Here is a 24062-nt window from a genome sequence, read left to right as displayed (position 1 = left end):
CGCGCCGGCCGCCCCATGCGGTGCTGCCCCAGATCGACTGGCAGAAGGCGTTCATCGCGCTCTGCCAGTCGCTGTTGCCGCCGTCCGTCAGGTACTCGATGCTCCCGGTGAAGGCGTCGGCCGACTTCTTGGCCGACTCCCCGGCGGCCGCCCAGGCGTCCCCGATGCTGCGCATGTCCCCGGTCTGCGCTCCCGGGGTGATCTCGTGGGTCTTGCCGAGCCGGAGACCCTCCTCGATGGCGGGCTTGATCAGGTCGGCCAGGAAGTCGGGGACCTCGCCGATGGCCCCCACGAAGGGCACGTCGGAGTCGTCCCCGGTGCCGGTCCACTTGATCGACGCGACCGGGCCGTAGGACGCCTTGCCGACGCCGATGGGGGGATCCCGGCGAGGGGGCGGTCCCTGGATCCCCCGGGAGGACCAGTCGGCGGCCTGGTAGTGGTTCGCGGTGACGGTCAGCCCGACCGACACGCCGCCGATGCTGGCCACGCATCTGGACCAGGTCTCCAGGAACTCCTTGGCCACGTCGTCGTAGGCGGCGGCGAAGTCGTCGGCGCCGCTGCCCTTGCCGGCGGCCTGGCGGTGGTCGACGTCGTGCACGAGCTGCGTCGCCCTCTTGTGGAAGTCGAACTGCTCGTCCCGGATCACCGCGGAGGTGTAGTAGACGTGGCCCGGCTTCACGTCGAAGCCGCCACCGCTGTCGGGGGGAGGCTGCTTCAGCTGGTCGCGTTCCCAGCGGCGGCGCGCGTCCGAGGGCAGGCCGTCCCGTCCGGTGGGGGGTGGGGGCGGTGGCTGGTAGTCGGGGTCCGGCGAAGGGCCGGGACTGGGATCGGGCTCGGGCCGGGGCGACGGACGACCGCCGTCTCCTGAGCCCGCTCCGGCCGGGGGAGTCGCGGACGGGGCCGGCTGCGGCGGGGGAGGCGTGGCCATCAGGCGGCCCCCCACCCGCGCAGGACCGCCTTGTGCGCCGCCGCGTAGTTGGCGTGTCCCGTGGTGACGTACTCGTGGAGCCACTTCTGGGCCGCCTGGAGGTCCTGGGCGGAGTGGTCCCACTCGTCGAGCTTCTGTACGAAGACCTCGCGGGCCTCGCCCTTCCAGGACAGGACGACCGGCTCGACGCGGTCGTAGAGGTCGTCCAGCTTGCCGTTGAGCTTCTTGAGGATGTCCTCCAGCTCGGTGGCCAGCTCGTGGAGGGTGGCGAAGGAGACGGCTATGTGGTCGTCGGCGGCGGGCCCGGTCGACATGTTCCCCCTTGTGTCGATGGCGTGTTGTCGTCGTCCTCAGTAGGAGTCGAGGCTGCTGCGCGGCGGTTGCGGTGCGGCGGCCGGACCGGGAGTGGACAGCCGGTCGGCCTCGCTGCCGACGTCCACGTGGACGGACCGCATCTGCTGCAGCACGTCCAGGTCGTGCCGGGAGAAACCGTCCCGGCTCATCCGTACGGCCTGCTCCAGCAGTTTCATCACTTCGCGGATGCGGACGGCGTCCTCGGCCGCCGCGCGGTGGAACTCGCGGTACGCGGTCGCCGCCGGTCCCCGCCAGCCCGCCTCGATACGGTCCACCAGCCCGTCCATGCGCTTCACCTGCTTGTCCAGGTGGTCCTGCATGTCGTCCAGGTCGTCGGCGAGCTTCGTCAGACCCTTGCCGGAAACCCGCAGATCGGGTCCGGTCCCGCCACCACTTCCCCGCGAACCCACGTCTGCCCCCGTCCCCGCCACTACGGCACTTCAACTACCTTGCGCCCGCAACGGATTCTACGTGCCGCACGCTCTGATCCGTCGTTCCGTACGGCGAAGGGGCCCAACCGCGGACATGAGCCGGCGCGGTGGGCCCCTCGAAGGGTGATCGTCGGTCAGCCGAGCTTGGCGAAACCGTAGTTCAGGATCCTCGTGGCGTCCGTGGCGCGCTGGTTGATCGAGGAGGAGGCCAGGACCGTGCCGATGACCGTCTTGTTGTTGCGGGTGGCGGCGAAGACCAGGCAGTACTTGGCCTCCGGGCCCGAGCCGGTCTTCACGCCGATGGCGCCCTTGTAGCTGCTGAGCAGCGTGTTGGTGTTGGTCCAGGTCGCCATCGTGCGGGTGCTGCCCGTCTTGGTGATGGTCTTGGCCGTGTACGACTTGGTCTTCACGATCGAGCGGAACGTGGAGCTCTTCATCGCACTGCTCGCGATCTTCGTCAGGTCGCGCGGCGTGGAGTAGTTGTTGCCGTTGCCGATGCCGTCGAACGAGTCGAAGTGCGTGTTCTTCAGGTTCAGGCTCTTGGCCGCGCTGTTCATCTTGCCGATGAAGGACTTCACGCGCGCGCTCATGGTGGAGCCCGAGCCGTACTTGTCGGCCAGCGCGTAAGCGGCGTCGCAGCCCGAGGGCAGCATCAGCCCGTACAGGAGCTGACGGACGGTCACCTTGTCGCCGACGATCAGGTGGGCCTGGGAGGCGTTGTTCTTCACGACGTAGTCGCTGTACGCCTTCTGGATGGTGACCTTGGCGTCGAGGTTCAGGTTCGACTGCGACAGCACGACCTTGGCGGTCATGATCTTGGTCGTCGAGCCGGTGGACAGCCTGGTGTCCGCCGCCTTGGTGTAAAGCGTCGTGCCCGTGGCGTTGTTCATCGCGTAGCCGCCCTTGGCCACGATCGACGGCGCGGTCACGGCCTGCGCCGGAACGGCGGTGAGCGCGCCGGTGGCCAGCACGGCCCCCGTGGTCACGGCGATCGCGGTGGCTCTGCGGAGGCGGCGGGTGGCCTGAATGCCGGTTTTCAAGTGAGGTACCCCGATTACGTCGAATGCCCCTACGGTGCGGCCGAGTTGAGGGACGGATGGGTGCCCACAAAGTGGGGCCGCACATGTCTGACTCGTAACTAGCACAGATGGTTGTGCGGTTGCGGGGGTGGATTCGACGGCGGGCGGTGGACGGTCCGGATGGTGGACGCGACCGGCCATGCGTACGTGTTGTATCTATGCTGTGGGCATGAGCCTGGCCGTCAAACAGTCCGTGAAGCAGCCGCCCGCCGCCGACCGCGTATACGCCCACGTCAAGCAAGCCGTCCTGGAGCGCCGCTACGAGGGCGGCACCCTGCTGACCGAGGGCGAACTGGCCGAGGCCGTGGGTGTCTCCCGCACCCCCGTGCGCGAGGCGCTGCTGCGGCTGGAGGTCGAGGGGCTCCTCAAGCTCTACCCGAAGAAGGGCGCCCTGGTCCTGCCGGTCTCCGCGCAGGAGATCGCGGACGTCGTCGAGACCCGCCAGCTGGTCGAGGAGCACGCCGCCAGGAGGGCCGTACCGGCGCCGGCCGGGCTCATCGAGCGGCTGGAGGAGCTGCTGGCCAAGCAGAAGGCGCAGGCCGCCGCCGGCGACTTCGCCGCGGCCGCCGTCACCGACCGATGCTTCCACGCCGAGATCGTCCGCAGCGGCGGCAACGAGATCCTCTCGCGCCTCTACGACCAGCTGCGCGACCGCCAGCTCCGCATGGGCGTGGCGGTCATGCACTCCCACCCGGACCGCATCGCCAAGACGCTCGCCGAGCACGAGGAGATCCTCCGGGCGCTGCGCGCCGGGGACGCCGAGGCCGCCGTAGGCATCGTGCACCGGCACGTCAGCTGGTTCTCCCACCTGGCCCGGGGTGAGGTGCGGTGAGCTCGGCCACGGGTTCCGCCACCCCCGTCGACCTCCCGGCCGATCCGCCCGGCGGCCGCCGCGCGGTCGCCGTGTGGGGCATCGGCGTCGCGGTCTACTTCGTCGCGGTCATCTTCCGCACGTCCCTCGGCGTCGCCGGTCTCGACGCGGCCGCCCGCTTCCACGTGGGCGCCTCGGCGCTGTCCACCTTCTCGATCCTCCAGCTCCTCGTCTACGCCGGCATGCAGATACCCGTGGGCCTGCTGGTCGACCGGCTCGGCACCAAGAAGGTGCTGGGGATCGGCACCGTGCTCTTCACGGCCGGGCAGCTCGGCTTCGCCTTCTCGCCCTCGTACGGCACCGCCCTCGCCTCGCGGGCGCTGCTCGGCTGCGGGGACGCCATGACGTTCATCAGCGTGCTGCGGCTGGGCACCCGGTGGTTCCCCGCCCGGCGCGGGCCGCTCGTCGCGCAGCTCGCCGGACTGGTGGGCATGGCGGGCAACCTCGTCTCCACGCTGGTGCTCGCGCGGCTGCTGCACGGGCTGGGCTGGACCGCGGCCTTCGCGGGCAGCGCGGTGGCCGGGGTGGTCGTACTGGCGCTGCTGCTGCTCTTCCTGAAGGACCACCCGGACGGCTTCGAGCCGGCTCCGCCCGCTCACCAGGGCGCCGCCTACGTGCGCCGGCAGATCGCCGCGTCCTGGCGTGAACCGGGGACGCGGCTGGGCATGTGGGTGCACTTCACCACCCAGTTCCCGGCGATGGTCTTCCTGCTGCTGTGGGGGCTGCCCTTCCTGGTCCAGGCCCAGGGGCTCTCGCGGGCCGCGGCCGGTGAACTGCTCACCCTCGTCGTGCTGTCCAACATGGCCGTCGGACTCGTCTACGGCCAGGTCGTCGCCCGCCACCACGCGGCGCGGTTGCCGCTCGCGCTCGGCACGGTCGCGGCCACCGCCGGCATGTGGGCGACGACGCTGGCGTGTCCCGGCGGGCGGGCGCCGGTATGGCTGCTGGTGGTGCTGTGCGTGGTGCTGGGGGCGTGCGGGCCGGCCTCGATGATCGGCTTCGACTTCGCCCGCCCGGCCAACCCGCCCGAGCGGCAGGGGACGGCCTCCGGCATCACCAACATGGGCGGTTTCATCGCCTCGATGACGACGCTGTTCGCCATCGGCGTGCTGCTGGACGCCACCGGGGACGACTACGTGGTCGCCTTCTCCGCGGTGTTCGTGCTCCAGGCGCTCGGGGTCAGCCAGATCCTGCGGCTGCGGAAGAGGGCGGCCAGGCGCGAACGGGAACGGCTGGTGGCCAGCCGGGTGGAGACGGTGCACGTGCCGGCGTGACGGCCGGGCACGTGCCTCCCCGCGTCGCTCACACGAGCGCTGCGCCGAGCCCCGCGGACATCCACCGCACCACCGATTCCGCGCCGTACTCCTGCCCCTCGGGGGCCAGCCGACGCAGGAAGCCGAGGTCCTGGCCGAGGGTGACGAGGAAGCCACCCGCGCGATCGAGACCGGCATCGGCGTGGCCGGGCAACTCGCCGACGAGGGCTGCCGCTGCCTGCTGACCGGCGACATGGGAATCGCCAACACGACGGCGTCCGCCGCGCTGGTCGCCGTGTTCACCGGTGCGCGACCGGACGACGTCACCGGTCACGGAGCGGGCGTCGACGAGGAGACCCGGCGGCACAAGGCGGACGTGGTGCGCAGGGCGCTGGAGCTGCACCGGCCGCAACCTCAGGACCCCGTGGGGGCCCTGGCGGCGGTCGGCGGCCTGGAGCACGCCGCGCTCGCCGGCTTCGTCCTGGGCGCCGCCGCCCGCCGGATCCCGGTGATCCTCGACGGCGTGATCGCCTCGTCGGCCGCCCTGGTCGCGGCCGCCCTGTCACCGGACGCCGTGGTCGCCTGCGTGGCCGGCCACCGCTCGGTCGAACCCGGACACACCGTCGCCCTCCGGCACCTCGGCCTGGAACCCCTGGTCGACCTGGGACTCCGCCTGGGCGAGGGCACGGGCGCGCTGCTGGCCCTGCCCCTGCTCCAGTCGGCGGCCCGCACCCTCCGCGACATGGCCACCTTCGACGCCGCGGGAGTCTCCCACAAGCCCCTCCGACCCCTGAACCGCGTCCCACGCCCCGCCGGCCGCGGCACCTCCCGGCATGTCGTCGCGTCGGGGTTACCGCCGGGCGGGGTTCGTCTTGCCGCGCGTGGCGGCTTCTTGCCGTTGTGTGCCTTCGGGCCCGCCGTCGCTCCCGGGGTGGGCCGGGGCGGTCTGCGCGTCCCCGGGGTCGGGCCGACGGGGTGGCACGTCCGGCCCGGCGGGTGTCGCGTGCCGGGCCGGTGGCTGGTTGTGCCTCAGTGGGTCACCGTGAAGTTGTCCAGGATGGCTGTCGCCAGCGACTGGTCGCCCTCCGTCTTCACGCGGTCCGCTGCCGCCTCCGGGGTCACTCGGCCGCAGGCCAGGCGGACGTAGGTCTCCCAGTCGAGGGTGAGGGTCGCGGCGGGGCCGAGCGCGGGTGCCGTCTCGAGCGTGCCGCGGCCCTGGATGTCCACGCGGATCGTGCGCAGGAACTCCACCGGGCCGTGCACGTCGAAGACGATCGCCGAACTGCGCGGTGCCTGCGCCTTCTCCGCCACCACGCCCGGAAGCGCGGCGAGCAGATGGTCGCGGGCGATGTGGGCGCCCGGCGAGTCCAGATTGCCGGGGCGGCCGAGGGCGGCGCGCAGGTCCTGCTCGTGCACCCAGATGTCGAACGCCCGGTAGCGCATGGCCTCTTCGAGGGTGATCTCCGCGCCGAGGGGACCCCGCACCTTGGTGCCCGGGTCACGGCTCTCGTTCCGCAGCTGGCGGTTGCGGCGGATGATCGTGTACTCCAGCTCGGAGGTCATCTCCGGCGCCGTGTGGTGGCGGCGGACGTCGACCTGCATCTCCATGTAGCGCTGGTGCTCGTTGGTGACGTGGAACAGGTCGCGCGGCAGCGAGTGGATGGGGCGTGGGTCGCCGAGCATCTCGCAGTCCATGCCGATGACATGCGACACGAGGTCGCGGACCGACCAGCCGGGGCAGGGCGTCCGCCGGTTCCACTCGCCCTCCACGAGGGGCTGTACCAGCTCGGATATCGCTTCGACGGAGTGGGTCCAGGCGTCGGCGTAGGGCTGGAGGGTGGGATGCAGACTCACGGAACGGGACCCCTCGGCGGTCGGTACACGGGCAGGTTGTGGCGGCATTGCCAGTGGGAGGTGGCGGCGGTCGGCGGGCGTTCTTGGCACTCCCCCGAGCTCTCGCTCCGCTTCGAGCAGGGGGGACCCCCAAGTTACGCTGCTGTGAAGCACCCCGGCAGTGCTTTCGTGTGACGATCGTAGGCCCGTGTGGACGACTCGAATGCCAGGACGGTGGTAGTGTGCGCGCCTCGCTGATCCAGATCGCCGTGGACGAGGGCGAACCGGTCGAATCCCGGCGGCGGCGAGCGGCCGCGCTGGTACGCGAGCAGGCCGGGGCCGACCTGGTCGTGCTGCCGGAACTGTGGACGACCGGGGCGTTCGCCTTCGACCGGTTCGCGGCCGAGGCCGAGCCCCTGGAGGGCCCCACCTACGAGGCGATGGCCAAGGCGGCGAGCGACGCGGGCGTGTGGCTGCACGCCGGCTCCATTCCCGAACGCGATCCCGAGGGCCCGCTCTACAACACCTCCCTCCTCTTCACCCCGTCCGGCGAACTGGCCGCCGCCTACCGCAAGATCCACCGCTTCGGCTTCGACAAGGGCGAGGCCGTGCTGATGGGGGCGGGGCGGGAGCTGGTGACGGTCCGTCTGCCGGACACCACCCTCGGCCTCGCCACCTGTTACGACCTCCGTTTCCCCGAACTCTTCCGCGCTCTGGTCGACGCCGGGGCCCAGACCCTGGTGCTCTGCGCTGGCTGGCCCGAACGCCGGCGCGAGCACTGGACGCTGCTGGCCCGGGCACGGGCGGTGGAGGACCAGGCGTTCGTGCTCGCGTGTGGAACGGCCGGGACGCACGCCGGGGTTCCCCAGGCGGGTCACTCGATCGTGGTCGATCCGTGGGGCGAGGTGCTGGCGGAGGCGGGTGCCGACGAGGAGGTCCTCACGGTCGACTTCGACCCGGCGAGGACCGGGGCCACGCGCGAGCAGTTCCCGGCCCTGAAGGACCGCGTCCTCGGCCTGGACCCACCGCGCCGCTAGGCCGGGGCAGGGACCGGGGCGACCGGAGCGGCAGTCGCGCCCGGCTCACTCCTCCCTCTCCTCCCTCTCCTCCCGCTCCTTCTCCGCCAGGTGGATCACGCAGACCGCCACCGCGATCAGCAGCGCCGGGTCGGCGTCGTCCCGTACGACGTCGACGCCGTAGGTCTCCACGACGCTCAGCCAGCGCCGCGAGATCACCGCGAGCAGCTCGCCGTCGTACTCGACGGCGAACTCCCGGTCGAGGATCTTGCCGCTGACGTCGAGCTCGGTGCCGTCGACCAGGGTCACCCGGTAGTGGTTGCGCAGCAGCGACAGCCGCTTGCGGCGGATCTTGGCCAGGGCCTCCCCGCCCCGCTCGATCACCATGGTGTCCCGCAGCGCGAGCATCTTCTGGTGGATGTCGATCAGGACCCGCCCCTGGACGTCCTTCAGCTCGAAGGTGTCCCGCAGCCGCATCGCCTTGCCGTCGACGAGGAAGACCTTGTTGCCCCGCTCGTCCTCGATCCAGTAGTCGTCCCCGATGCCGAGGATCCGGTCCCGCACGAGAAATCTCATGCCCTCACCGCTTCCCCGGCCGCACTCCGCCGACGCCGGCGGTAGGCCGACGGACTGAGCCGGGCGGCCGCCTCGGCGGTCGCCGGCGGCGGGTGGCACCCTTGCTCCATGAGCGAATCGTCCCCGCCCCCGACCACCCGACGCGCCCGCGTCCGCGCCCCCGAGCTGACCGGCACCGGCGGCTGGCTGAACACGGGCGGCCGGCAGTACGCCCTGGCCGACCTGCGCGGACGCATCGTCATCCTCGATTTCTGGACCTTCTGCTGCATCAACTGTCTGCACGTCCTGGACGAGCTCAGGGAGCTCGAGGAGAAGCACCGGGACACCGTGGTGATCATCGGGGTGCACTCGCCCAAGTTCGTGCACGAGGCGGAGCACCAGGCGGTGGTCGACGCCGTGGAGCGGTACGGGGTGGAGCACCCCGTGCTGGACGATCCCGACCTCGCCACCTGGAAGCAGTACGCGGTGCGGGCCTGGCCGACGCTCGTGGTGATCGACCCGGAGGGGTACGTCGTCGCGCAGCACGCCGGTGAGGGACACGCGCACGCCATCGAGCGCCTGGTGGAGGAGCTGGAGGCCGAACACGCGGCCAAGGGCACCCTGCGGCGCGGCGAGGGGCCGTACGTGCCGCCGGAGCCGGAGCCGACCACTCTGCGTTTTCCCGGCAAGGCGCTGCTGCTGCCGTCGGGGAACTTCCTGGTCAGTGACACCACCCGGCACCAGCTGGTCGAGCTGGCCGCGGACGGGGAGACCGTCGTGCGGCGGATCGGTCAGGGTGACCGGGGGCTGACCGACGGTCCGGCGGACCGCGCGCGGTTCCAGGAGCCGCAGGGGCTCGCGCTGCTGCCGGACGGGACCGTGGTCGTCGCGGACACGGTCAATCACGCCCTGCGGCTGTTCGACCCTGAGAGCGGACGGACGACGACGCTCGCCGGGACCGGCCACCAGTGGATGCAGGGCGAGGCCACGTCCGGTCCGGGGCGTGAGGTGAAGCTGTCGTCGCCGTGGGACGTGGCGTGGTGGGACGGCCGGGTGTGGATCGCCATGGCGGGCGTGCACCAGCTGTGGGCGTACGACCCGGCGGACGGCGGCGTGTCCGTGACCGCCGGCACCACCAACGAGGGGCTGGTCGACGGGCCCGGCGGTGAGGCCTGGTTCGCGCAGCCGTCCGGGCTCGCGGCCACGCCGGAGCGGCTGTGGCTCGCCGACTCGGAGACGTCCGCGCTGCGCTGGGTGGATCTGGAGGGCCGGGTCCACACCGCCGTCGGCACCGGGCTGTTCGACTTCGGGCACCGTGACGGAGACGCCGGTCAGGCGCTGCTCCAGCATCCGCTCGGCGTGACCGCGCTGCCGGACGGCTCGGTCGCCGTCAGCGACACCTACAACCACGCTCTGCGCCGCTACGACCCGGCGACCGGCCGGATCACCACGCTCGCCACCGATCTGCGCGAGCCGAGCGACGCCGTGCTCGCGGGCGAGGACATCGTGGTCGTCGAGTCGGCGCGGCACCGGCTGACCCGGCTGCGGCTGCCGGAGGAGGCGGTGCGGGTGGAGGCCGTGGCCCACCGCACCCAGCGGGCGGCCACGGAGGTCGCCCCGGGTTCGCTGAAGCTGGACGTGATCTTCGAGGCCCCGGCCGGCCAGAAACTGGACACGCGCTACGGGCCGTCGACCCGCCTGCTGGTCTCCTCGACCCCGCCGGAGCTGCTGCTGAGCGGTGAGGGCGCGGGTACCGACCTGTCCCGCGCCCTGGAGCTCGACCCCGCCGTCCCGGAGGGCGTCCTCCACGTCTCCGCGATGGCGGCCTCGTGCGACGACGATCCGGCGAACGAGTACCCCGCCTGCCATGTGCACCAGCAGGACTGGGGAGTTCCGGTCCGGCTGGCCGAGTCCGGCGCGGACCGGCTGCCGCTGGTCCTCGCCGGACTGGACGCCTGACCGGACGGCGTGTGCTCACATGCCGTACCCGTCGGTGTAGCCGTCGCGCGTGTGGTGGTGACGGTCCTCCTCGACGACCGTGGTGGTCGTGGGCGGCACCATCACGCGGCGGCGCCGGGCGATGCTGCTGAAGGTGGTGACGCCGATCAGTCCGACGATCATGAGGATGATGCCGACCAGGTCGAGGTTGACCCCCTGCATGTGCCAGTCGGTCGCGAACGTGAGGATGGCTCCCACGGCGATGAGGATGATGCACCCGCCGAGGCCCATGAGTGTCGCCTCCTAGTCCGGTGTCAGGTCCGGTGGTTCCGGCCTGTTCCGGTCCCTTCCGGTCAACTCCGGGTACCCGCGTGCGGGATTCGCATGCGGGGCCGGGGAGGCCACTCCTGACGACTCCTCTCGGCGGGTGCGGCGCGCGGTGGTCAGCCCTGGAGGAACGCCACCAGGGCGTTCGCCAGCAGGAACGGGTCGTCGGCCGCGCACAGTTCGCGGGCGCTGTGCATGGAGAGGATCGCCACGCCGATGTCGACGGTGCGGATGCCGTGCCGCGCGGCGGTGATCGGGCCGATCGTGGTGCCGCACGGCATGGAGTTGTTGGAGACGAAGGACTGGAAGGGCACCCCGGCCTTCTCGCAGGCCGCCGCCCACACCGCGCGGCCCGAACCGTCCGTGGCGTAGCGGTTGTTGACGTTGACCTTGAGGATGGGGCCGCCGCCCGCGCGCGGGTGGTGGGTCGGGTCGTGGCGCTCGGCGTAGTTGGGGTGCACCGCGTGGCCCGTGTCCGACGACACGCAGACGGTGCCGGCGAAGGCGCGCGCCCGGTCCTCGTAGGAGCCCCCGCGCGCGAACACCGAGCGCTCCAGCACGCCGCCGAGCAGCGGTCCGTCGGCGCCGGTGTCCGACTGGGAGCCGTTCTCCTCGTGGTCGAAGGCCGCGAGGACCGGGATGTACGGCAGGCCGGCCGCGCCGTCCGCGCCCGCCACCGCCGCGAGCGCCGCCGTGCCGGCGTGCACGGACAGCAGGTTGTCCATGCGCGGGCCCGCCATCAGTTCGCGGTCGCGGCCCAGGTAGGCGGGCGGCTCCACGGAGTGCGTCATCAGGTCCCAGCCGGCCACCTCGCCCGCCGGCAGGCCCGCCTCCTGCTCCAGGAAGGCGATCAGGTCGCCGTCGCGTACGTCGTCGCTGAGGCCCCACACCGGCTGGAGGTGCCGCTGCTTGTCGAGCTTGAGGCCGTCGGTGGAGACCGCGCGGTCCAGGTGGATGGCCAGTTGCGGCACCCGCAGCAGGGGCCGGTCGACGTTGACCAGCCGGGCCGAGCCGTCGCGCAGCGTCAGCCGGCCGGCCAGGCCCAGGTCGCGGTCGAGCCAGGAGTTCAGCAGCGGGCCGCCGTAGATCTCCACGGCGACCTGGCGCCAGCCGTGCGCGCCGGTGTCGGGCAGCGGCTTGACGCGCAGGTTGGGGGAGTCGGTGTGCGCGCCGACGATGCGGAAGGGCGTGTGCGGTGCGGCGCCCTCGGGGACGTACCAGGCCACGATCGCGCCGCCGCGCAGCACGTACTTCCCGCCGGTCGTGCCGTCCCAGGCGTCCGTCTCGGCGACCTGGCGGAAACCGGCCTTCTCCAGTCGCTCGGCCGCGTTGGCCACGGCGTGGTACGGCGAGGGGCTGGCGGCCAGGAAGGACATGAGGTCGTCGGTGTGGCCGCGGTCGAAGCGCTGGCTTGTACTCATGGGTTCACCTTAACGACGGGACGCGGCGAGGGTCCGCTCCCGATGCGGGAGCGGACCCTCGTGACGACGGCGTACGCGGGGAGTGCGGCCCGGGGACTAGAAGGCGGCCTCGTCGAGCTCCATCAGGTCCAGGTCGACGTTCTCCGAGACCTTGCGGGCCAGGGTGACGCCGGGCAGGACGTTGGCCGCGAAGAACTTCGCCGCCGCGATCTTGCCGGTGTAGAACGCCTTGTCCTTGGCGGAGGCGGTCTCGAGCTTCTCGGCGGCGACGGCGGCGCCCCGCAGCAGCAGGTAGCCGACGACCACGTCACCGGAGGCGAGCAGCAGACGGGTGCTGTTCAGGCCGACCTTGTAGATGTTCTTGACGTCCTGCTCGGTGGCCGCGAGGTCGGTGAGCATCAGGCCGACGATGGCCTCCAGCTCGACGGCGGCCTTGGCCAGGTGCTCGCGGGCGCCGGCCAGTTCCTCGCCGCCGGTGCCGAGGGCGAGGAACTTCTTGATGTCCTCGGCGAGCGAGTTCAGGGCAGCGCCCTGGTTGCGGACGATCTTGCGGAAGAAGAAGTCCTGACCCTGGATCGCCGTGGTGCCCTCGTAGAGGGTGTCGATCTTGGCGTCGCGGATGTACTGCTCGATCGGGTACTCCTGCAGGAAGCCGGAGCCGCCGAAGGTCTGCAGCGACTGGGCGAGCTGCTCGTAGCCCTTCTCCGAGCCGTAGCCCTTGACGATCGGCAGGAGCAGGTCGTTGAGCGCGTGCTCGGCCTTGGCGTCCTCGCCGTTCGCTTCCTTCAGCGCGATGGTGTCCTGCACGGAGGCGGTGTGGAGGACGAGGGCGCGCATGCCCTCGGCGTACGCCTTCTGCAGCATCAGCGAGCGGCGCACGTCGGGGTGGTGGGTGATGGTGACCTTGGGCGCGGTCTTGTCCATGAAGTTCGCCAGGTCGGGGCCCTGGACGCGCTCCTTGGCGTACTCCAGGGCGTTGAGGTAGCCCGTGGAGAGGGTGGAGATCGCCTTCGTGCCGACCATCATGCGGGCGAACTCGATGATGCGGAACATCTGGCGGATGCCGTCGTGCTTGTCGCCGATCAGCCAGCCCTTGGCGGGGTGGCGGTCGCCGAAGGTCATCTCGCAGGTGTTGGAGGCCTTCAGGCCCATCTTGTGCTCGACGTTGGTGGCGTAGACGCCGTTGCGCTCGCCCAGCTCGCCGGTCTCGAAGTCGAAGAGGTACTTGGGCACCAGGAAGAGGGACAGGCCCTTGGTGCCGGGGCCGGCGCCCTCGGGGCGGGCGAGGACGTAGTGGAGGATGTTCTCCTCCATGTCGTGCTCACCGGAGGTGATGAAGCGCTTCACGCCCTCGATGTGCCAGGAGCCGTCCTCCTGCTGGACCGCCTTGGTGCGGCCGGCGCCCACGTCGGAGCCCGCGTCGGGCTCGGTGAGCACCATGGTGGAGCCCCAGGTCTTCTCGACCGCGATCCGCGCCCACTTCTTCTGCTCCTCGGTGCCCTCCTCGAAGAGGATGCGGGCGAACGCCGGGCCGGAGGAGTACATCCAGACCGCCGGGTTGGAGCCGAGGATCAGCTCCGCGTACGCCCAGATCAGGGACGGCGGGGCGGTGGTGCCGCCGATCTCCTCGGGCAGGCCGAGGCGCCAGTACTCGGAGTCCATGAAGGCCTTGTAGCTCTTCTTGAAGCTCGCCGGGACCGGCGCGGTGTTGGTCTCGGGGTCGAAGACGGGCGGGTTGCGGTCGGCGTCCACGAAGGACTCCGCCAGCTCGTTCTCCGCGAGGCGCGTCAGCTCCTCGAGGATGGACTTGGCGGTGTCGGTGTCCATCTCCTCGAACGGGCCGGTGCCGTACAGCTTGTCGCGGCCGAGCACTTCGAAGAGGTTGAACTCGATGTCGCGGAGGTTCGGCTTGTAGTGCCCCATGGCCACGGCTCCCGTTGAGGACTCGGCGAGGCACTGTCTCCTCGCATCTGGTTCACGTACCAACTAGTAGCTCAGATGATGCTACCCGTCGGTAATAAGAAGCAACCCCGATCGGCGATCTGTGACGAGGCTCTACTCGGGGGGCTTCTTGGACGAGGCTCTGTCATGGGCCGGGCCGTTGACTAGTCTTGCGGTCATGTACGGCTACGACCAGAGCGCGGGCGCACAGCAGGGATACGTCCCCCCGCAGCAGCAGATGCCCGGCGGCGTCGGCGGGTACGGCCAGCAGCCGCCGCTCTACCCCGAGCCGTCGCCGCCCTCGCTCGCGGACGCGGTGCGGGCCTTCACCACGGGGCAGATCACCGCCGAGGACTTCCAGCAGACCTTCGCGACCTCCAAGGTGTACTGCCCGCGCGGCGACACCCCGGGTTTCCTCGCGCTGCACAACACCCAGCAGCCGGTGATCCCGATGTTCACCTCGCTCAAGGAGTTGCGCCGGTACGCCGGCAAGGAGTCGAAGTACTTCGTGATCACCGGCGCCGAGGTGATCGACCTCCTGCCGACCGGCTACGGTTTCGTGCTCGACATGGAGGGTGAGCACCGGATCGTCTTCGACGCGAAATCGGTCGAACAGATGGTCGAATTTGCCATGCGCCGGATGTACGGCTAGGCGCTGGACGCGTTTCACCCGTGACGAGCCCGGAGGGAATGTCCTCCGGGCTTTCTCTGTTGCGGGTGGCAGAAAGTTCAACGCTCAACTAAAGTTGCCGCACAAGGAGGTACCACGTACATCATCGACGGCGTCTTCGACCACCAGGACTCCAACGGCGGTGGCGGCACCATCACCAACGGCGACACCCAGTGGATGACGGCGGGCGCGGGCCTGCTGCACATCGAGGCGCCGCCGGAGTCCCTGGTCATGTCCGGCGGCCTCTTCCACGGGCTCCAGCTGTGGGTGAACCTCCCGGCCAAGGACAAGATGATGGCCCCGCGCTACCAGGACATCCGCGGCGGGAGCGTCCAGCTCCTCACCTCCCCCGACGGCGGCGCCCTGCTGCGTGTCATCGCCGGTGAGCTGGACGGCCACGCCGGTCCCGGCATCACCCACACCCCGATCACGATGATCCACGCGACGGTGGCGCCGGGCGCGGAGGTCACGCTGCCGTGGCGCGAGGACTTCAACGGCCTGGCCTACGTACTGGCCGGCCGCGGCACGGTGGGCGCCGAGCGCCGCCCGGTCCGCACGGGCCAGACCGCCGTCTTCGGCGCGGGTTCCTCGCTGACCGTCCGCGCGGACGAGAAGCAGGACTCCCACACGCCTGACCTGGAGGTCGTCCTCCTCGGCGGGCAGCCGATCCGCGAGCCCATGGCCCACTACGGCCCCTTCGTGATGAACACCAAGGACGAGCTGATGCAGGCCTTCGAGGACTTCCAGAAGGGCCGCCTGGGCACCGTCCCGGCGGTGCACGGGATGACGGAGGGCGGGCTGTAGGGCGCCCGCGGCGGCGTGGGGCCGCCCTGAGCCGACCGAGTACGAGCCCGGTCCGGGACCACCCGGACCGGGCTCGTGCGTGTGCGGCCGCTCCGCGCGGAGCGCGGCGAATCCGCCGGTGCCTCAGACGGTGGCCTGCGGATCGGGCGGGCTGAGCGCGTCGCGGCCGGCCGGGCCCCCGTCTTCGACGGCACCCCCCCCGCACACCTACCGCGGCGCGGGCGACGCGCCCTGCCACCTGATCATGACAGTCCAGCTGCCGCCCGGACCCGCCTGAGCGGCCGAGGAGCTCACCGAACCGCAGCCCGGGCGGCCGGGGAGCCGCCGCCCGAGCGGGCCGGGGGACCGCTCGCCGTGTCACCCGGGCGGCCGGGCGTGCAGGACAGGGCGGCGGGGGCGTGGTGGGCTGGTGGGGTGTCCCTGCTGCCTGAGGCCGTTCGGCGGCTAGCCGCCTGGTGTGCCGCCCTGCTGCTGGTGTCCGGGGTGGTGTGGATCGTGGTCCGGCTGTGCGTGGTGTTCCGGACCACGGTGACGCCGGTGCTGCTGGCGCTGCTCGGGACCGCGCTGCTGCGGCCGTTCTTCCGGCGGCTGGCGAAGGCGGGGGTCAACCGGTCGCTGGCCGCCGGGATCACGTGCGTCGCGGTCGTCGTGGTCGTCGGCGGGGCGGTGTGGATCGTGGTGACCGCGCTGATCGACAGCGGCGACCAGATCGTCAACTCGCTGCGCACCGCCGCGAAGTCCGTCGCGGCGCGCTTCGGCGCGGCCGGCACCTCGCTGGACGACCTGGCCACCAACGGCAGACAGCTCCTGGAGAAGTTCGGCGGCACGGCCGTCTCCAACGTGATCAGCGGGGTCAGCGTGGTCGGCGAGTACATCGCCATGGCGGTGCTCGCCCTGCTGCTCGTCTTCTTCTTCCTGCGCGACTCCGACCGGGCCGTCGGCGCCCTGCGCTCCCTCGCCCCCGGCGGCAGCGCCGACGCCGCCGAGGCCATGGCCCGCAGGGCCTTCGCGGCCGTCGAGGGCTTCATGCGCGGTACGACGCTCATCGCGCTCATCGACGCCGTGTGCATCACGGTCGGCCTGCTCGTACTGCGCGTGCCGGGCGCCGTGGGACTCGGCGCGCTGGTCTTCGTCGGCGCCTACGTCCCCTACCTGGGCGCGTTCATCTCCGGCGCCGTGGCGGTGCTGGTCGCGCTCGCCGACCGGGGGTTCGTGATCGCGCTCTGGGCGCTCGGCGTGGTGGTCGCGGTGCAGCTGCTGGAGGGCCACGTCCTGCAGCCCATGATCCAGAGCCGCACCGTGCAGATGCACCCGGCGGTGGTCCTCCTGGCGATCACCGCGGGCGCCTCGGTGGCGGGGATCGTGGGCATGCTCCTGGCCGTCCCGCTCACGGCCGCCGCGACCGGCATCGCCCACCAGCTCCACGAGCACTACGGGACCGGGTCAGCCGACGAGGAACAGCGCTGAAGCGAGGCGTCCACGGCAGCCCTGCGGGACGGTCAGCCGAGGTCCGCCGGGGACTCGTAGAGCTCGAACCAGATGGTCTTGCCCTGGCCCCGGGGCACCACGCCCCAGGCGTCCGCCAGCAGTTCGATCAGCACGAGGCCGCGTCCGGAGGACGCCAGCTCGCCGGGGCGGCGCTTGTGCGGGAGGTCGTCGCCGGCGTCGGTGACCTCCACCCGCATCCGCCGCTCGCCCTTCTCCCCGCCGACCTCGGCGATCAGCAGCGCGTCGGTGTCGGTGTGCACCAGGACGTTGGTCAGCATCTCCGACAGCAGCAGCACGGCCGAGTCCACCTGGTCCTCCGAGGACCAGTCGTGCAGCAGCTCCCGCAACTGCTGCCGGGCCACCGCGACCCGCTCCGGCTCGGCCTGCGCGACCGTCAGCAGGGTGCGCCGGGTCTCCGGCGGCGCCACCGCCTCGCCGCCCTGCCTCTCGCGCCGCCGGCTCAGCAGCAGTACGGCGATGTCGTCCTCGCGGCGGTCGGCCAGCGGGCCCGTGGTGTGGTGCGAGGACGGCCCGTGCACGGCCTGGACCAGCGCGTCGGCGAGCGACTCGGTGTCCCCCTCGTGCCGCTCCAGGATCGTACGGATGCGCTGCCAGCCGGTGTCCAGGTCGTGCCCGCCGGTCTCGATCAGGCCGTCCGTGCAGATCATCATCGTCTCGCCCGGCTCCAGGGTGAACCGGGTGGTCGGGTAGTCGGCGTCCGGGTCGATGCCGAGCGGCAGGCCGCCCGCCGTCGGACGCAGCAGCACGGTGCCGTCCGCCATGCGGATGACCGGGTCCGGGTGGCCCGCGCGGGCGAGCTCCAGTACGCCGCTGCGCGGGTCGACCTCGGCGTACAGACAGGTCGCGAAGCGTATGTCCTCGCTCTCGGCGCTGATCCCGTGCAGGAAGCGGGAGACGCGGGAGAGCACCGCGTCGGGGCGGTGGCCCTCGGAGGCGTAGGCGCGCAGCGCGATGCGCAGCTGGCCCATGAGGCCCGCCGCCCGCACGTCGTGGCCCTGCACGTCCCCCATGACCAGCGCGAACCGTCCCGACCGCGCCCGGTCCCGGCTGCGCGAGGTGCCGCCGGGCAGCGGGATCATGTCGTACCAGTCGCCGCCGACCTGGAGGCCGCCGCCGGTGGGGACGTACCGGGCGGCGAGGTCCATGCCGGGGACCTCCGGGCCCAGCGTGGGCATCATCGACCGCTGCAGGCCCTCGCTCAGCTCCCGCTCGGTCTCCGCCGTCCCGGCGCGGGACAGGGCCTGGGCGAGCATCCGGGCCACCGTCGTCAGCACGGAGCGCTCGTCGGGCGTGAAGGCGACCGGGTAGGCGAACGCGGCCATCCAGGCGCCCATCGTGCGGCCCTGCACGGTCAGCGGCAGGAACGCCCAGGAGCGGCGGTTGAAGCGCTGGGCGAGCGGCCAGGTGAGCGGGTAGCGGGCCTGGTACTGCTGCGGCGAGGACAGGTACACGGCACGCCCGGTGCGCACCACCTCGGCGGCCGGGTAGTCCGTCTCCAGCGCCATGTGCACGAAGGGGCCCTCGTCGCCGGGCCGCTGCCCGTGGTGGCCGATGATCGTCAGCCGGTCGCCCTCGACCCCGAAGACGGCCAGCCCGTCCGGCGAGAACCCCGGCATCGACAGGCCCGCGGCCACCCGCAGCACCTCCGCCGTGGAGCGGGCCTCGGCCAGCGCGCGCCCGGCGTCGAGCAGGAACGCCTCGCGCGAGCGCCGCCAGTCGCCGGTGACCGCGCTGCGCCCCGCCGGGGAGCCCGGGGTCGGCTCGGTGACCTCCTGGAGGGTGCCGATCAGCTTGTACGCCTTCTTGGTCCGGTCGTAGGAGGGGCGGGAGCGGCTGCGCACGACACGGATGATCCGGCCCCGCTCGTCCATGATCCGGACGCGCACCTCGGCGAGGGTGCCCTCGGCGGCGGCGAGCTGCACCACGCCGGTGATCTCGTTCCAGTCGACCGGGTGCAGACGGGCGCGCACCTGGGCCTCGGTCAGGGTGGTCGGCGCGGCGGGCAGCCCGAGCAGCCGGGCCGCCTCGGCGTCGACCGCGACCAGTCCGGTGGAGGTGTCCCAGTGCCACATGCCGGTCGCGAGGGAGGCGAGGACGTCCCCGACGGCGGGCAGGGGGTCACCAGTGCGCATTGCCCCACTGTAAGAAGATGCGATCGGACACTGCCACCGATGGCGTACGGGGACGTGATCGCGCCGGGACGGCAGGAGGCGGCGGGGCCCGGGCGCCGGCCGGGCGGCCCCGCCCGTCAATGGTGGGGAGGCGATCTTGGCCCGGCCGGTACGCTTGGTGGGTCCGGGCCCTGCCCGCCCGGTCGAGCCGGGGAGCCGCCCCGGCGATTCCACGATCCGCGAAGACTGGATGAACGACGATGCATCGGTACAGGTCCCACACCTGCGGCGAGCTCCGCGCCTCTGACGTCGGCACCGACGTCCGGCTGAGTGGCTGGCTGCACAATCGGCGCGACCTGGGCGGCATCCTCTTCATCGATCTGCGCGACCACTACGGCATCACGCAGCTCGTCGCCCGTCCCGGCACGCCCGCCTACGAGGCGCTGGACAAGCTGTCCAAGGAGACGGTCGTCCGCGTCGACGGCAAGGTTGTTTCACGTGGAACGGAGAACGTGAACCCCGAGCTGCCCACCGGCGAGGTCGAGATCGAGGTCGGCGAGGTCGAGGTGCTCGGCGCCGCCGCCCCGCTGCCCTTCACGATCAACGCCGAGGACGGGGTCAACGAGGAGCGGCGCCTGGAGTACCGCTTCCTCGACCTGCGCCGCGAGCGCATGCACCGCAACATCATGCTGCGTACGGCGGTGATCTCCGCGATCCGCCACAAGATGGCCACGCTCGGCTTCAACGAGATGGCGACTCCGATCCTCACGGCGACGTCTCCCGAGGGCGCCCGCGACTACGTCGTCCCCTCCCGGGTGCACGCGGGCAAGTTCTACGCGCTCCCCCAGGCCCCGCAGCAGTTCAAGCAGCTGCTGATGATCTCCGGCTTCGACCGCTACTTCCAGATCGCGCCCTGCTTCCGCGACGAGGACGCCCGCGCGGACCGCTCGCCGGGCGAGTTCTACCAGCTCGACGTCGAGATGAGCTTCGTGGAGCAGGAGGACGTCTTCCGGCCGATCGAGCAGCTGATGACGGAGCTGTTCGAGGAGTTCGGCGGCGGCCGCCACGTCACGTCTCCCTTCCCGCGCATCCCGTTCCGCGAGGCGATGCTGAAGTACGGCTCCGACAAGCCGGACCTGCGCGCCAAGCTGGAGCTCGTCGACATCACCGACGTCTTCGAGGGCTCGGCGTTCAAGGCGTTCGCCGGCAAGCACGTGCGCGCGCTGCCGGTGCCGGCGGTCCAGGACCAGCCGCGCAAGTTCTTCGACCAGCTGGGTGAGTACGCGGTGTCGCTGGGCGCCCAGGGCCTGGCGTGGGTCCGGGTCACCGAGGACGGCTCGCTGACCGGCCCGATCGCGAAGTTCCTCACCGAGGAGAACGTCGCGGAGCTGACCAAGCGGCTCTCCCTGGCCGCCGGCCACGCGGTGTTCTTCGGCGCGGGCGAGTTCGACGAGGTCTCCAAGATCATGGGCGCGGTGCGGGTGGAGGCCGCGCGCCGGGCCGGCCACTTCGAGGAGGACGTCTTCCGCTTCTGCTGGATCGTCGACTTCCCGATGTACGAGAAGGACGAGGAGACGGGGAAGATCGACTTCTCCCACAACCCCTTCTCGATGCCGCAGGGCGGCCTGGAGGCCCTGGAGAACCAGGACCCGCTGTCCGTCCTGGCCTGGCAGTACGACATCGTCTGCAACGGCGTGGAGCTGTCCTCCGGCGCCATCCGGAACCACGAGCCGGACATCATGCTCAAGGCCTTCGAGATCGCTGGCTACGACAACGAGACGGTGGAGCGCGAGTTCGCCGGCATGCTGCGCGCGTTCCGCTTCGGCGCCCCGCCGCACGGCGGCATCGCCCCGGGCGTGGACCGCATCGTCATGCTCCTCGCGGACGAGCCCAACATCCGCGAGACGATCGCCTTCCCGCTCAACGGCAACGCCCAGGACCTGATGATGGGCGCCCCCACGGAGCTGGACGAGTCCCGCCTGCGCGAGTTGCACCTGACGGTGCGCAAGCCCCAGCCGAAGTAAGCGTCGCCCGAACCGCGAAGGCGCCCGGGACCAAGAGGCCCCGGGCGCCTTCGCGCAATGTGAGCAGCGCTTCGAATACGGCCGCTCCTTGGACCGGGCATCGGCCCGGTTCGCGGTGATTCCCCAATCCTCGGCGAAGAGGTCGTCGACGGTCTCCACGTGAGGCGTGCGGTCCAGCCAGCGGTTGAGGAGGCCGAGGTCGGTGCAGTCGGCGATGCGGTCCCGGGCCTCGTCGGGGACGTAGACGCCTGGCACTTCGAGGAAGCGGAGAATGGCCTTGGCCTCCCCCCCTGGCCTCTGGTTGGCGGCGTCCCAGTCCATCCCCACGAGGGCACGGCCGAGTGCGTCCAGTACGGCGTCGACATGGGGGCTGTTGGCGTGAGCCAGGGCGGAGAACGCGGCCATCGCCGGCTTCTCCGCAGCGGTTCTCGCGTCAGTGATCATGAGGAGGTGGCGTGCCGGCGGTCTGGCTTCCGTCACGTCGGTGCCGATCGCGTAGACGGCTGCCTTCTCGGGGAAGGCGATGCCCAGCGCCCCGGGGCGTTCACTCTTTCGAGGGCAGGAGAAACGTTCGCGCCCCGCTCCGGGTGGGGCCGGGGGCGGGGCGCGTGGTCGTGGGGATCAGGGGTTACGCGGTGGGCTTCTCCTCGAGGCGGGGGAAGAGGACCGCGCCCTTGGTGACCGTGGTGCCGGAGGGGAGCTTGCCCCACTCGCCGGCTTCCTGGACCTTCTGGTCCGCCAGCGCGCCCAGGGACGCCTCGGCGCCCAGGGAGTCCCACAGCTTCCGGGAGGTGTCCGGCATGATCGGGTTCAGCAGGACGGCGACCGCGCGGAGGGACTCCGCCGCCGTGTAGAGGATCGTGGCCAGGCGGGCCCTGCCCTCCGCGGAGTCGTCCTTGGCCACCTTCCACGGCTCCTGCTCCGTGATGTAGCCGTTGACCTGCTTGACGAAGTCGAAGACGGCCAGGATGCCGCCCTGGAAGTCCAGCTCCTCGCCGATGCGGCGGTCGGCCTCCGCGACCGCCTTCGCCAGGCCGTCCTGGACCGCCTTCTCCGCGTCGCCGGCCGCCGTCGCCTCCGGCAGCTCGCCGCCGAAGTACTTGCCGACCATCGCCGCCACGCGCGAGGCGAGGTTGCCGTAGTCGTTGGCCAGCTCGCTGGTGTAGCGGGCGCTGAAGTCCTCCCAGGAGAAGGAGCCGTCCTGGCCGAAGGCGATCGCCCGCAGGAAGTACCAGCGGTAGGCGTCCACGCCGAAGTGCGAGGTGAGGTCCTGCGGCTTGATGCCGGTCAGGTTGGACTTGCTCATCTTCTCGCCGCCGACCAGCAGCCAGCCGTTCGCCGCGACCTTCCCCGGCAGCGGCAGGCCCTGCGCCATCAGCATGGCCGGCCAGATGATCGCGTGGAAGCGCAGGATGTCCTTGCCGACCAGATGGACGTCGGCGGGGAACGTCGACTCGAACTTCTCCGGGTTCTCGTTGTAGCCGGCCGCCGTGGCGTAGTTCAGCAGCGCGTCGACCCACACGTAGATCACGTGCTTGTCGTCCCACGGGATCGGGATGCCCCAGTCGAACGTCGAGCGGGAGATCGACAGGTCCTGAAGGCCCTGCCGGACGAAGTTCACGACCTCGTTGCGCGCGGACTCGGGCTGGATGAAGCCGGGGTTCGCCTCGTAGTGGGCGAGCAGCTTCTCGCCGTACTCGCTCAGCTTGAAGAAGTAGTTCTCCTCCTTGAGGATCTCCACCGGCTTCTTGTGCACCGCGCAGAGCTTCTGTCCCGCGTACTCGCCCTCGCCGTCGAGCAGTTCGCCCGGGAGCTTGTACTCCTCGCAGCCCACGCAGTACGGGCCCTCGTAGCCGCCCTTGTAGATCTCGCCCTTGTCGTACAGGTCCTGGACGAATTCCTGGACGCGGTCGGTGTGCCGCTTCTGCGTGGTGCGGATGAAGTCGTCGTTCGCGATCTCCAGGTGCTCCCAGAGGGGCTCCCAGGACTCGGTGACGAGCTTGTCGGCCCACTGCTGCGGGCTGACGCCGTTCGCCTCCGCGGTGCGCATGATCTTCTGACCGTGCTCGTCCGTGCCGGTGAGGAACCACACCTTCTCGCCGCGCTGGCGGTGCCAGCGGGTGAGCACGTCGCCTGCGACGGTCGTGTAGGCGTGGCCCAGGTGAGGAGCGTCGTTGACGTAGTAAATGGGGGTGGTGACGTAGAACGCCTTCTCACCCTGCTTCTCGGATCCAGTGGCCGCCATGGTCGAAATCCTACTGGGCCCGTGAAGATCGACTCACATGCGTTTCGGGGGGCGGACGGGGCCGTCCGCCCCCCGGCGCGGGGTCCTGCGGGTGCCTACGGGCGCCAGTCGGCCAGTACGCCCTCGTAGAGCTCCTTGTCCGTGAGCTCGCGCGGGGCGGGGCCGGCGTGGAAGAAGGAGGCGTTGCCGGTCTTCAGTTTCCGCAGGTAGTCGAAGGCCTTGTTGTCGTGCTCGCCGAAGGCGACGAAGGAGAAGAACACGGTGGGGTGGTTCTTCGCCGCGTCGGTGAGGGCCTGGGTGGCGGGGGTCTTGGCGTCGGGGGCGCCGTCCGTCTGGAAGATCACCAGTACGGGGTCGCCGGGGCTCGTCTTCTCGTGGTGCGCGAGGACCGCGTCGACCGCCGCGTGGTAGCTCGTACGGCCCATGCGGCCCAGGGTGGCGTGGACCTCGTCGATCTTGTTCTCGTGCTCGGTGAGGGTGAGTTCGGCGGTGCCGTCCACGTCCGTGGAGAAGAACGTGACCTGGACCGTCGCCTCGGGGTCGAGGTGGGCGGCGAGGGCGAGGGTCTGTTCGGCCAGGGCCTGGGCGGAGCCGTCCTTGTAGTACGGACGCATGGAGGCGGAGCGGTCGAGGACCAGGTGGACCTTGGCGCGGGTGCCGGTGAGGTCGTTCTTCTTGAGGGCGGTGGTGGCTGCCTTGTAGGCGGCGGTCAGGCCGGGGGCGCCGGCCTTGACCCTCGCCAGGGTGAGGGC

At 71.2% G+C, this 24062-nt stretch carries 19 protein-coding genes and 3 pseudogenes; 9 read left to right on the top strand and 13 right to left on the bottom strand.

What is annotated here, in order from left to right; genetic code table 11:
• From IE249_RS21190 to IE249_RS21175, 4 genes and pseudogenes are all read right to left on the bottom strand, one after another.
• Positions 1-928 (bottom strand): annotated as a pseudogene (locus IE249_RS21190) (hypothetical protein); the annotation flags it as partial.
• Positions 928-1242: a WXG100 family type VII secretion target gene (locus IE249_RS21185; protein ID WP_189706789.1), complete on the bottom strand. Its 315-nt coding sequence runs from the start codon at positions 1240-1242 to the stop codon at positions 928-930. The gene IE249_RS21185 and the pseudogene IE249_RS21190, both read right to left, overlap by 1 nt.
• Positions 1243-1278: 36 nt before the next feature.
• Complete coding sequence (locus tag IE249_RS21180) at positions 1279-1692, bottom strand: WXG100 family type VII secretion target (RefSeq protein ID WP_189706788.1); 414 nt, start codon at positions 1690-1692, stop codon at positions 1279-1281.
• Between the two features lie 155 nt (positions 1693-1847).
• The gene (locus IE249_RS21175; protein WP_189706786.1) at positions 1848-2753 is read right to left on the bottom strand and encodes a D-alanyl-D-alanine carboxypeptidase family protein; all 906 of its coding nucleotides are present in this window, start codon (positions 2751-2753) and stop codon (positions 1848-1850) included.
• Between the two features lie 208 nt (positions 2754-2961).
• On the opposite strand from IE249_RS21175, the gene IE249_RS21170 reads away from it, so the two are divergent.
• Complete coding sequence (locus tag IE249_RS21170) at positions 2962-3624, top strand: GntR family transcriptional regulator (protein WP_189706784.1); 663 nt, start codon at positions 2962-2964, stop codon at positions 3622-3624.
• Positions 3621-4937, top strand: coding sequence for an MFS transporter (locus tag IE249_RS21165; RefSeq protein ID WP_189706782.1), 1317 nt, complete (start codon positions 3621-3623; stop codon positions 4935-4937). Before IE249_RS21170 ends, IE249_RS21165 begins: the two co-directional genes overlap by 4 nt.
• A 28-nt stretch (positions 4938-4965) precedes the next feature.
• On the opposite strand, the gene IE249_RS38025 is transcribed toward IE249_RS21165, so the two are convergent.
• Entirely contained in the window at positions 4966-5130 is a 165-nt protein-coding gene (locus IE249_RS38025; RefSeq protein WP_229858922.1) for a hypothetical protein, read from the bottom strand.
• Here IE249_RS38025 and IE249_RS21160 point away from each other — a divergent pair.
• Positions 5083-5694 (top strand): annotated as a pseudogene (locus tag IE249_RS21160) (nicotinate-nucleotide--dimethylbenzimidazole phosphoribosyltransferase); the annotation flags it as partial. The gene IE249_RS38025 and the pseudogene IE249_RS21160 sit on opposite strands and share 48 nt — an antisense overlap.
• A 251-nt stretch (positions 5695-5945) precedes the next feature.
• On the opposite strand, the gene IE249_RS21155 reads toward IE249_RS21160, so the two are convergent.
• A complete protein-coding gene (locus IE249_RS21155; RefSeq protein ID WP_189706781.1) occupies positions 5946-6770 on the bottom strand; it encodes a maleylpyruvate isomerase family mycothiol-dependent enzyme in 825 nt (274 codons plus the stop codon).
• 221 nt (positions 6771-6991) lie between these two features.
• Here IE249_RS21155 and IE249_RS21150 point away from each other — a divergent pair, with 221 nt between their 5' ends.
• On the top strand, positions 6992-7786 hold the full coding sequence (locus tag IE249_RS21150; RefSeq protein ID WP_189706778.1) for a carbon-nitrogen family hydrolase: 795 nt from the start codon (positions 6992-6994) through the stop codon (positions 7784-7786).
• A gap of 45 nt (positions 7787-7831) precedes the next feature.
• On the opposite strand, the gene IE249_RS21145 is transcribed toward IE249_RS21150, so the two are convergent.
• Entirely contained in the window at positions 7832-8341 is a 510-nt protein-coding gene (locus IE249_RS21145; RefSeq protein ID WP_189706776.1) for an LURP-one-related/scramblase family protein, read from the bottom strand.
• Positions 8342-8449: 108 nt separating this feature from the next.
• Here IE249_RS21145 and IE249_RS21140 point away from each other — a divergent pair, with 108 nt between their 5' ends.
• Positions 8450-10279 (top strand): NHL domain-containing thioredoxin family protein, encoded by a 1830-nt coding sequence (locus IE249_RS21140; RefSeq protein WP_189706774.1) that lies wholly within the window; start codon positions 8450-8452, stop codon positions 10277-10279.
• Positions 10280-10294: 15 nt separating this feature from the next.
• Here the strand turns inward: IE249_RS21140 and IE249_RS21135 are convergent, their stop codons facing one another.
• The 3 genes from IE249_RS21135 to IE249_RS21125 form a co-directional block, all read right to left on the bottom strand.
• Positions 10295-10549: a DUF6458 family protein gene (locus IE249_RS21135; RefSeq protein WP_189706772.1), complete on the bottom strand. Its 255-nt coding sequence runs from the start codon at positions 10547-10549 to the stop codon at positions 10295-10297.
• Between the two features lie 152 nt (positions 10550-10701).
• Positions 10702-12006 carry a M18 family aminopeptidase gene (locus IE249_RS21130; protein ID WP_189706770.1) on the bottom strand — a complete coding sequence of 435 codons (1305 nt, stop codon included), beginning with the start codon at positions 12004-12006 and terminating at the stop codon, positions 10702-10704.
• Between the two features lie 96 nt (positions 12007-12102).
• A complete protein-coding gene (locus tag IE249_RS21125) occupies positions 12103-13929 on the bottom strand; it encodes an acyl-CoA dehydrogenase (RefSeq protein ID WP_189706768.1) in 1827 nt (608 codons plus the stop codon).
• A 196-nt stretch (positions 13930-14125) separates the two neighbouring features.
• On the opposite strand from IE249_RS21125, the gene IE249_RS21120 reads away from it, so the two are divergent.
• The 3 genes and pseudogenes from IE249_RS21120 (at position 14126) to IE249_RS21110 (ending at position 16888) form a co-directional block, all read left to right on the top strand.
• A complete protein-coding gene (locus IE249_RS21120; RefSeq protein ID WP_189706767.1) occupies positions 14126-14599 on the top strand; it encodes an SseB family protein in 474 nt (157 codons plus the stop codon).
• Positions 14600-14713: 114 nt separating this feature from the next.
• Positions 14714-15421 (top strand): annotated as a pseudogene (locus IE249_RS21115) (pirin family protein); the annotation flags it as partial.
• A 414-nt stretch (positions 15422-15835) separates the two neighbouring features.
• The gene (locus tag IE249_RS21110) at positions 15836-16888 is read left to right on the top strand and encodes an AI-2E family transporter (protein ID WP_189706765.1); all 1053 of its coding nucleotides are present in this window, start codon (positions 15836-15838) and stop codon (positions 16886-16888) included.
• A gap of 32 nt (positions 16889-16920) precedes the next feature.
• On the opposite strand, the gene IE249_RS21105 is transcribed toward IE249_RS21110, so the two are convergent.
• Positions 16921-19062, bottom strand: a complete 2142-nt coding sequence (locus IE249_RS21105) for a SpoIIE family protein phosphatase (RefSeq protein ID WP_189706763.1) — start codon at positions 19060-19062, stop codon at positions 16921-16923.
• Positions 19063-19301: 239 nt separating this feature from the next.
• Between IE249_RS21105 and aspS the strand changes: the two genes are divergently transcribed.
• Positions 19302-21065, top strand: coding sequence for an aspartate--tRNA ligase (gene aspS / locus IE249_RS21100; RefSeq protein ID WP_189706761.1), 1764 nt, complete (start codon positions 19302-19304; stop codon positions 21063-21065).
• Between the two features lie 628 nt (positions 21066-21693).
• Here the strand turns inward: aspS and metG are convergent.
• The gene (gene metG, locus IE249_RS21095; RefSeq protein ID WP_189706759.1) at positions 21694-23310 is read right to left on the bottom strand and encodes a methionine--tRNA ligase; all 1617 of its coding nucleotides are present in this window, start codon (positions 23308-23310) and stop codon (positions 21694-21696) included.
• Positions 23311-23405: 95 nt separating this feature from the next.
• Positions 23406-24062, bottom strand: a 657-nt coding sequence (locus IE249_RS21090) for a VWA domain-containing protein (protein WP_189706757.1), incomplete at its 5' end; no start/stop codon positions are given.

Origin of the sequence: Streptomyces anandii JCM 4720 (assembly GCF_014650655.1) — a bacterium.
GTDB classification, from domain to species: Bacteria; Actinomycetota; Actinomycetes; order Streptomycetales; family Streptomycetaceae; genus Streptomyces; species Streptomyces anandii.
The sequence above is the reverse complement of the archived record's forward strand: the minus strand, read 5'-3'. Positions and strand labels throughout refer to the sequence as shown.

What these genes read in the sequence shown, in the direction of transcription:
- IE249_RS21145 (WP_189706776.1), bottom strand. Translation starts at nt 8,341, where the DNA reads ATGAGATTTCTCGTGCGGGACCGGATCCTCGGCATCGGGGACGACTAC.
- IE249_RS21135 (WP_189706772.1), bottom strand. Translation starts at nt 10,549, where the DNA reads ATGGGCCTCGGCGGGTGCATCATCCTCATCGCCGTGGGAGCCATCCTC.
- IE249_RS21130 (WP_189706770.1), bottom strand. Translation starts at nt 12,006, where the DNA reads ATGAGTACAAGCCAGCGCTTCGACCGCGGCCACACCGACGACCTCATG.
- IE249_RS21185 (WP_189706789.1), bottom strand. Translation starts at nt 1,242, where the DNA reads ATGTCGACCGGGCCCGCCGCCGACGACCACATAGCCGTCTCCTTCGCC.
- IE249_RS21105 (WP_189706763.1), bottom strand. Translation starts at nt 19,062, where the DNA reads ATGCGCACTGGTGACCCCCTGCCCGCCGTCGGGGACGTCCTCGCCTCC.
- IE249_RS21140 (WP_189706774.1), top strand. Translation starts at nt 8,450, where the DNA reads ATGAGCGAATCGTCCCCGCCCCCGACCACCCGACGCGCCCGCGTCCGC.
- metG (WP_189706759.1), bottom strand. Translation starts at nt 23,310, where the DNA reads ATGGCGGCCACTGGATCCGAGAAGCAGGGTGAGAAGGCGTTCTACGTC.
- IE249_RS21170 (WP_189706784.1), top strand. Translation starts at nt 2,962, where the DNA reads ATGAGCCTGGCCGTCAAACAGTCCGTGAAGCAGCCGCCCGCCGCCGAC.
- IE249_RS21125 (WP_189706768.1), bottom strand. Translation starts at nt 13,929, where the DNA reads ATGGGGCACTACAAGCCGAACCTCCGCGACATCGAGTTCAACCTCTTC.
- aspS (WP_189706761.1), top strand. Translation starts at nt 19,302, where the DNA reads ATGCATCGGTACAGGTCCCACACCTGCGGCGAGCTCCGCGCCTCTGAC.
- IE249_RS21120 (WP_189706767.1), top strand. Translation starts at nt 14,126, where the DNA reads ATGTACGGCTACGACCAGAGCGCGGGCGCACAGCAGGGATACGTCCCC.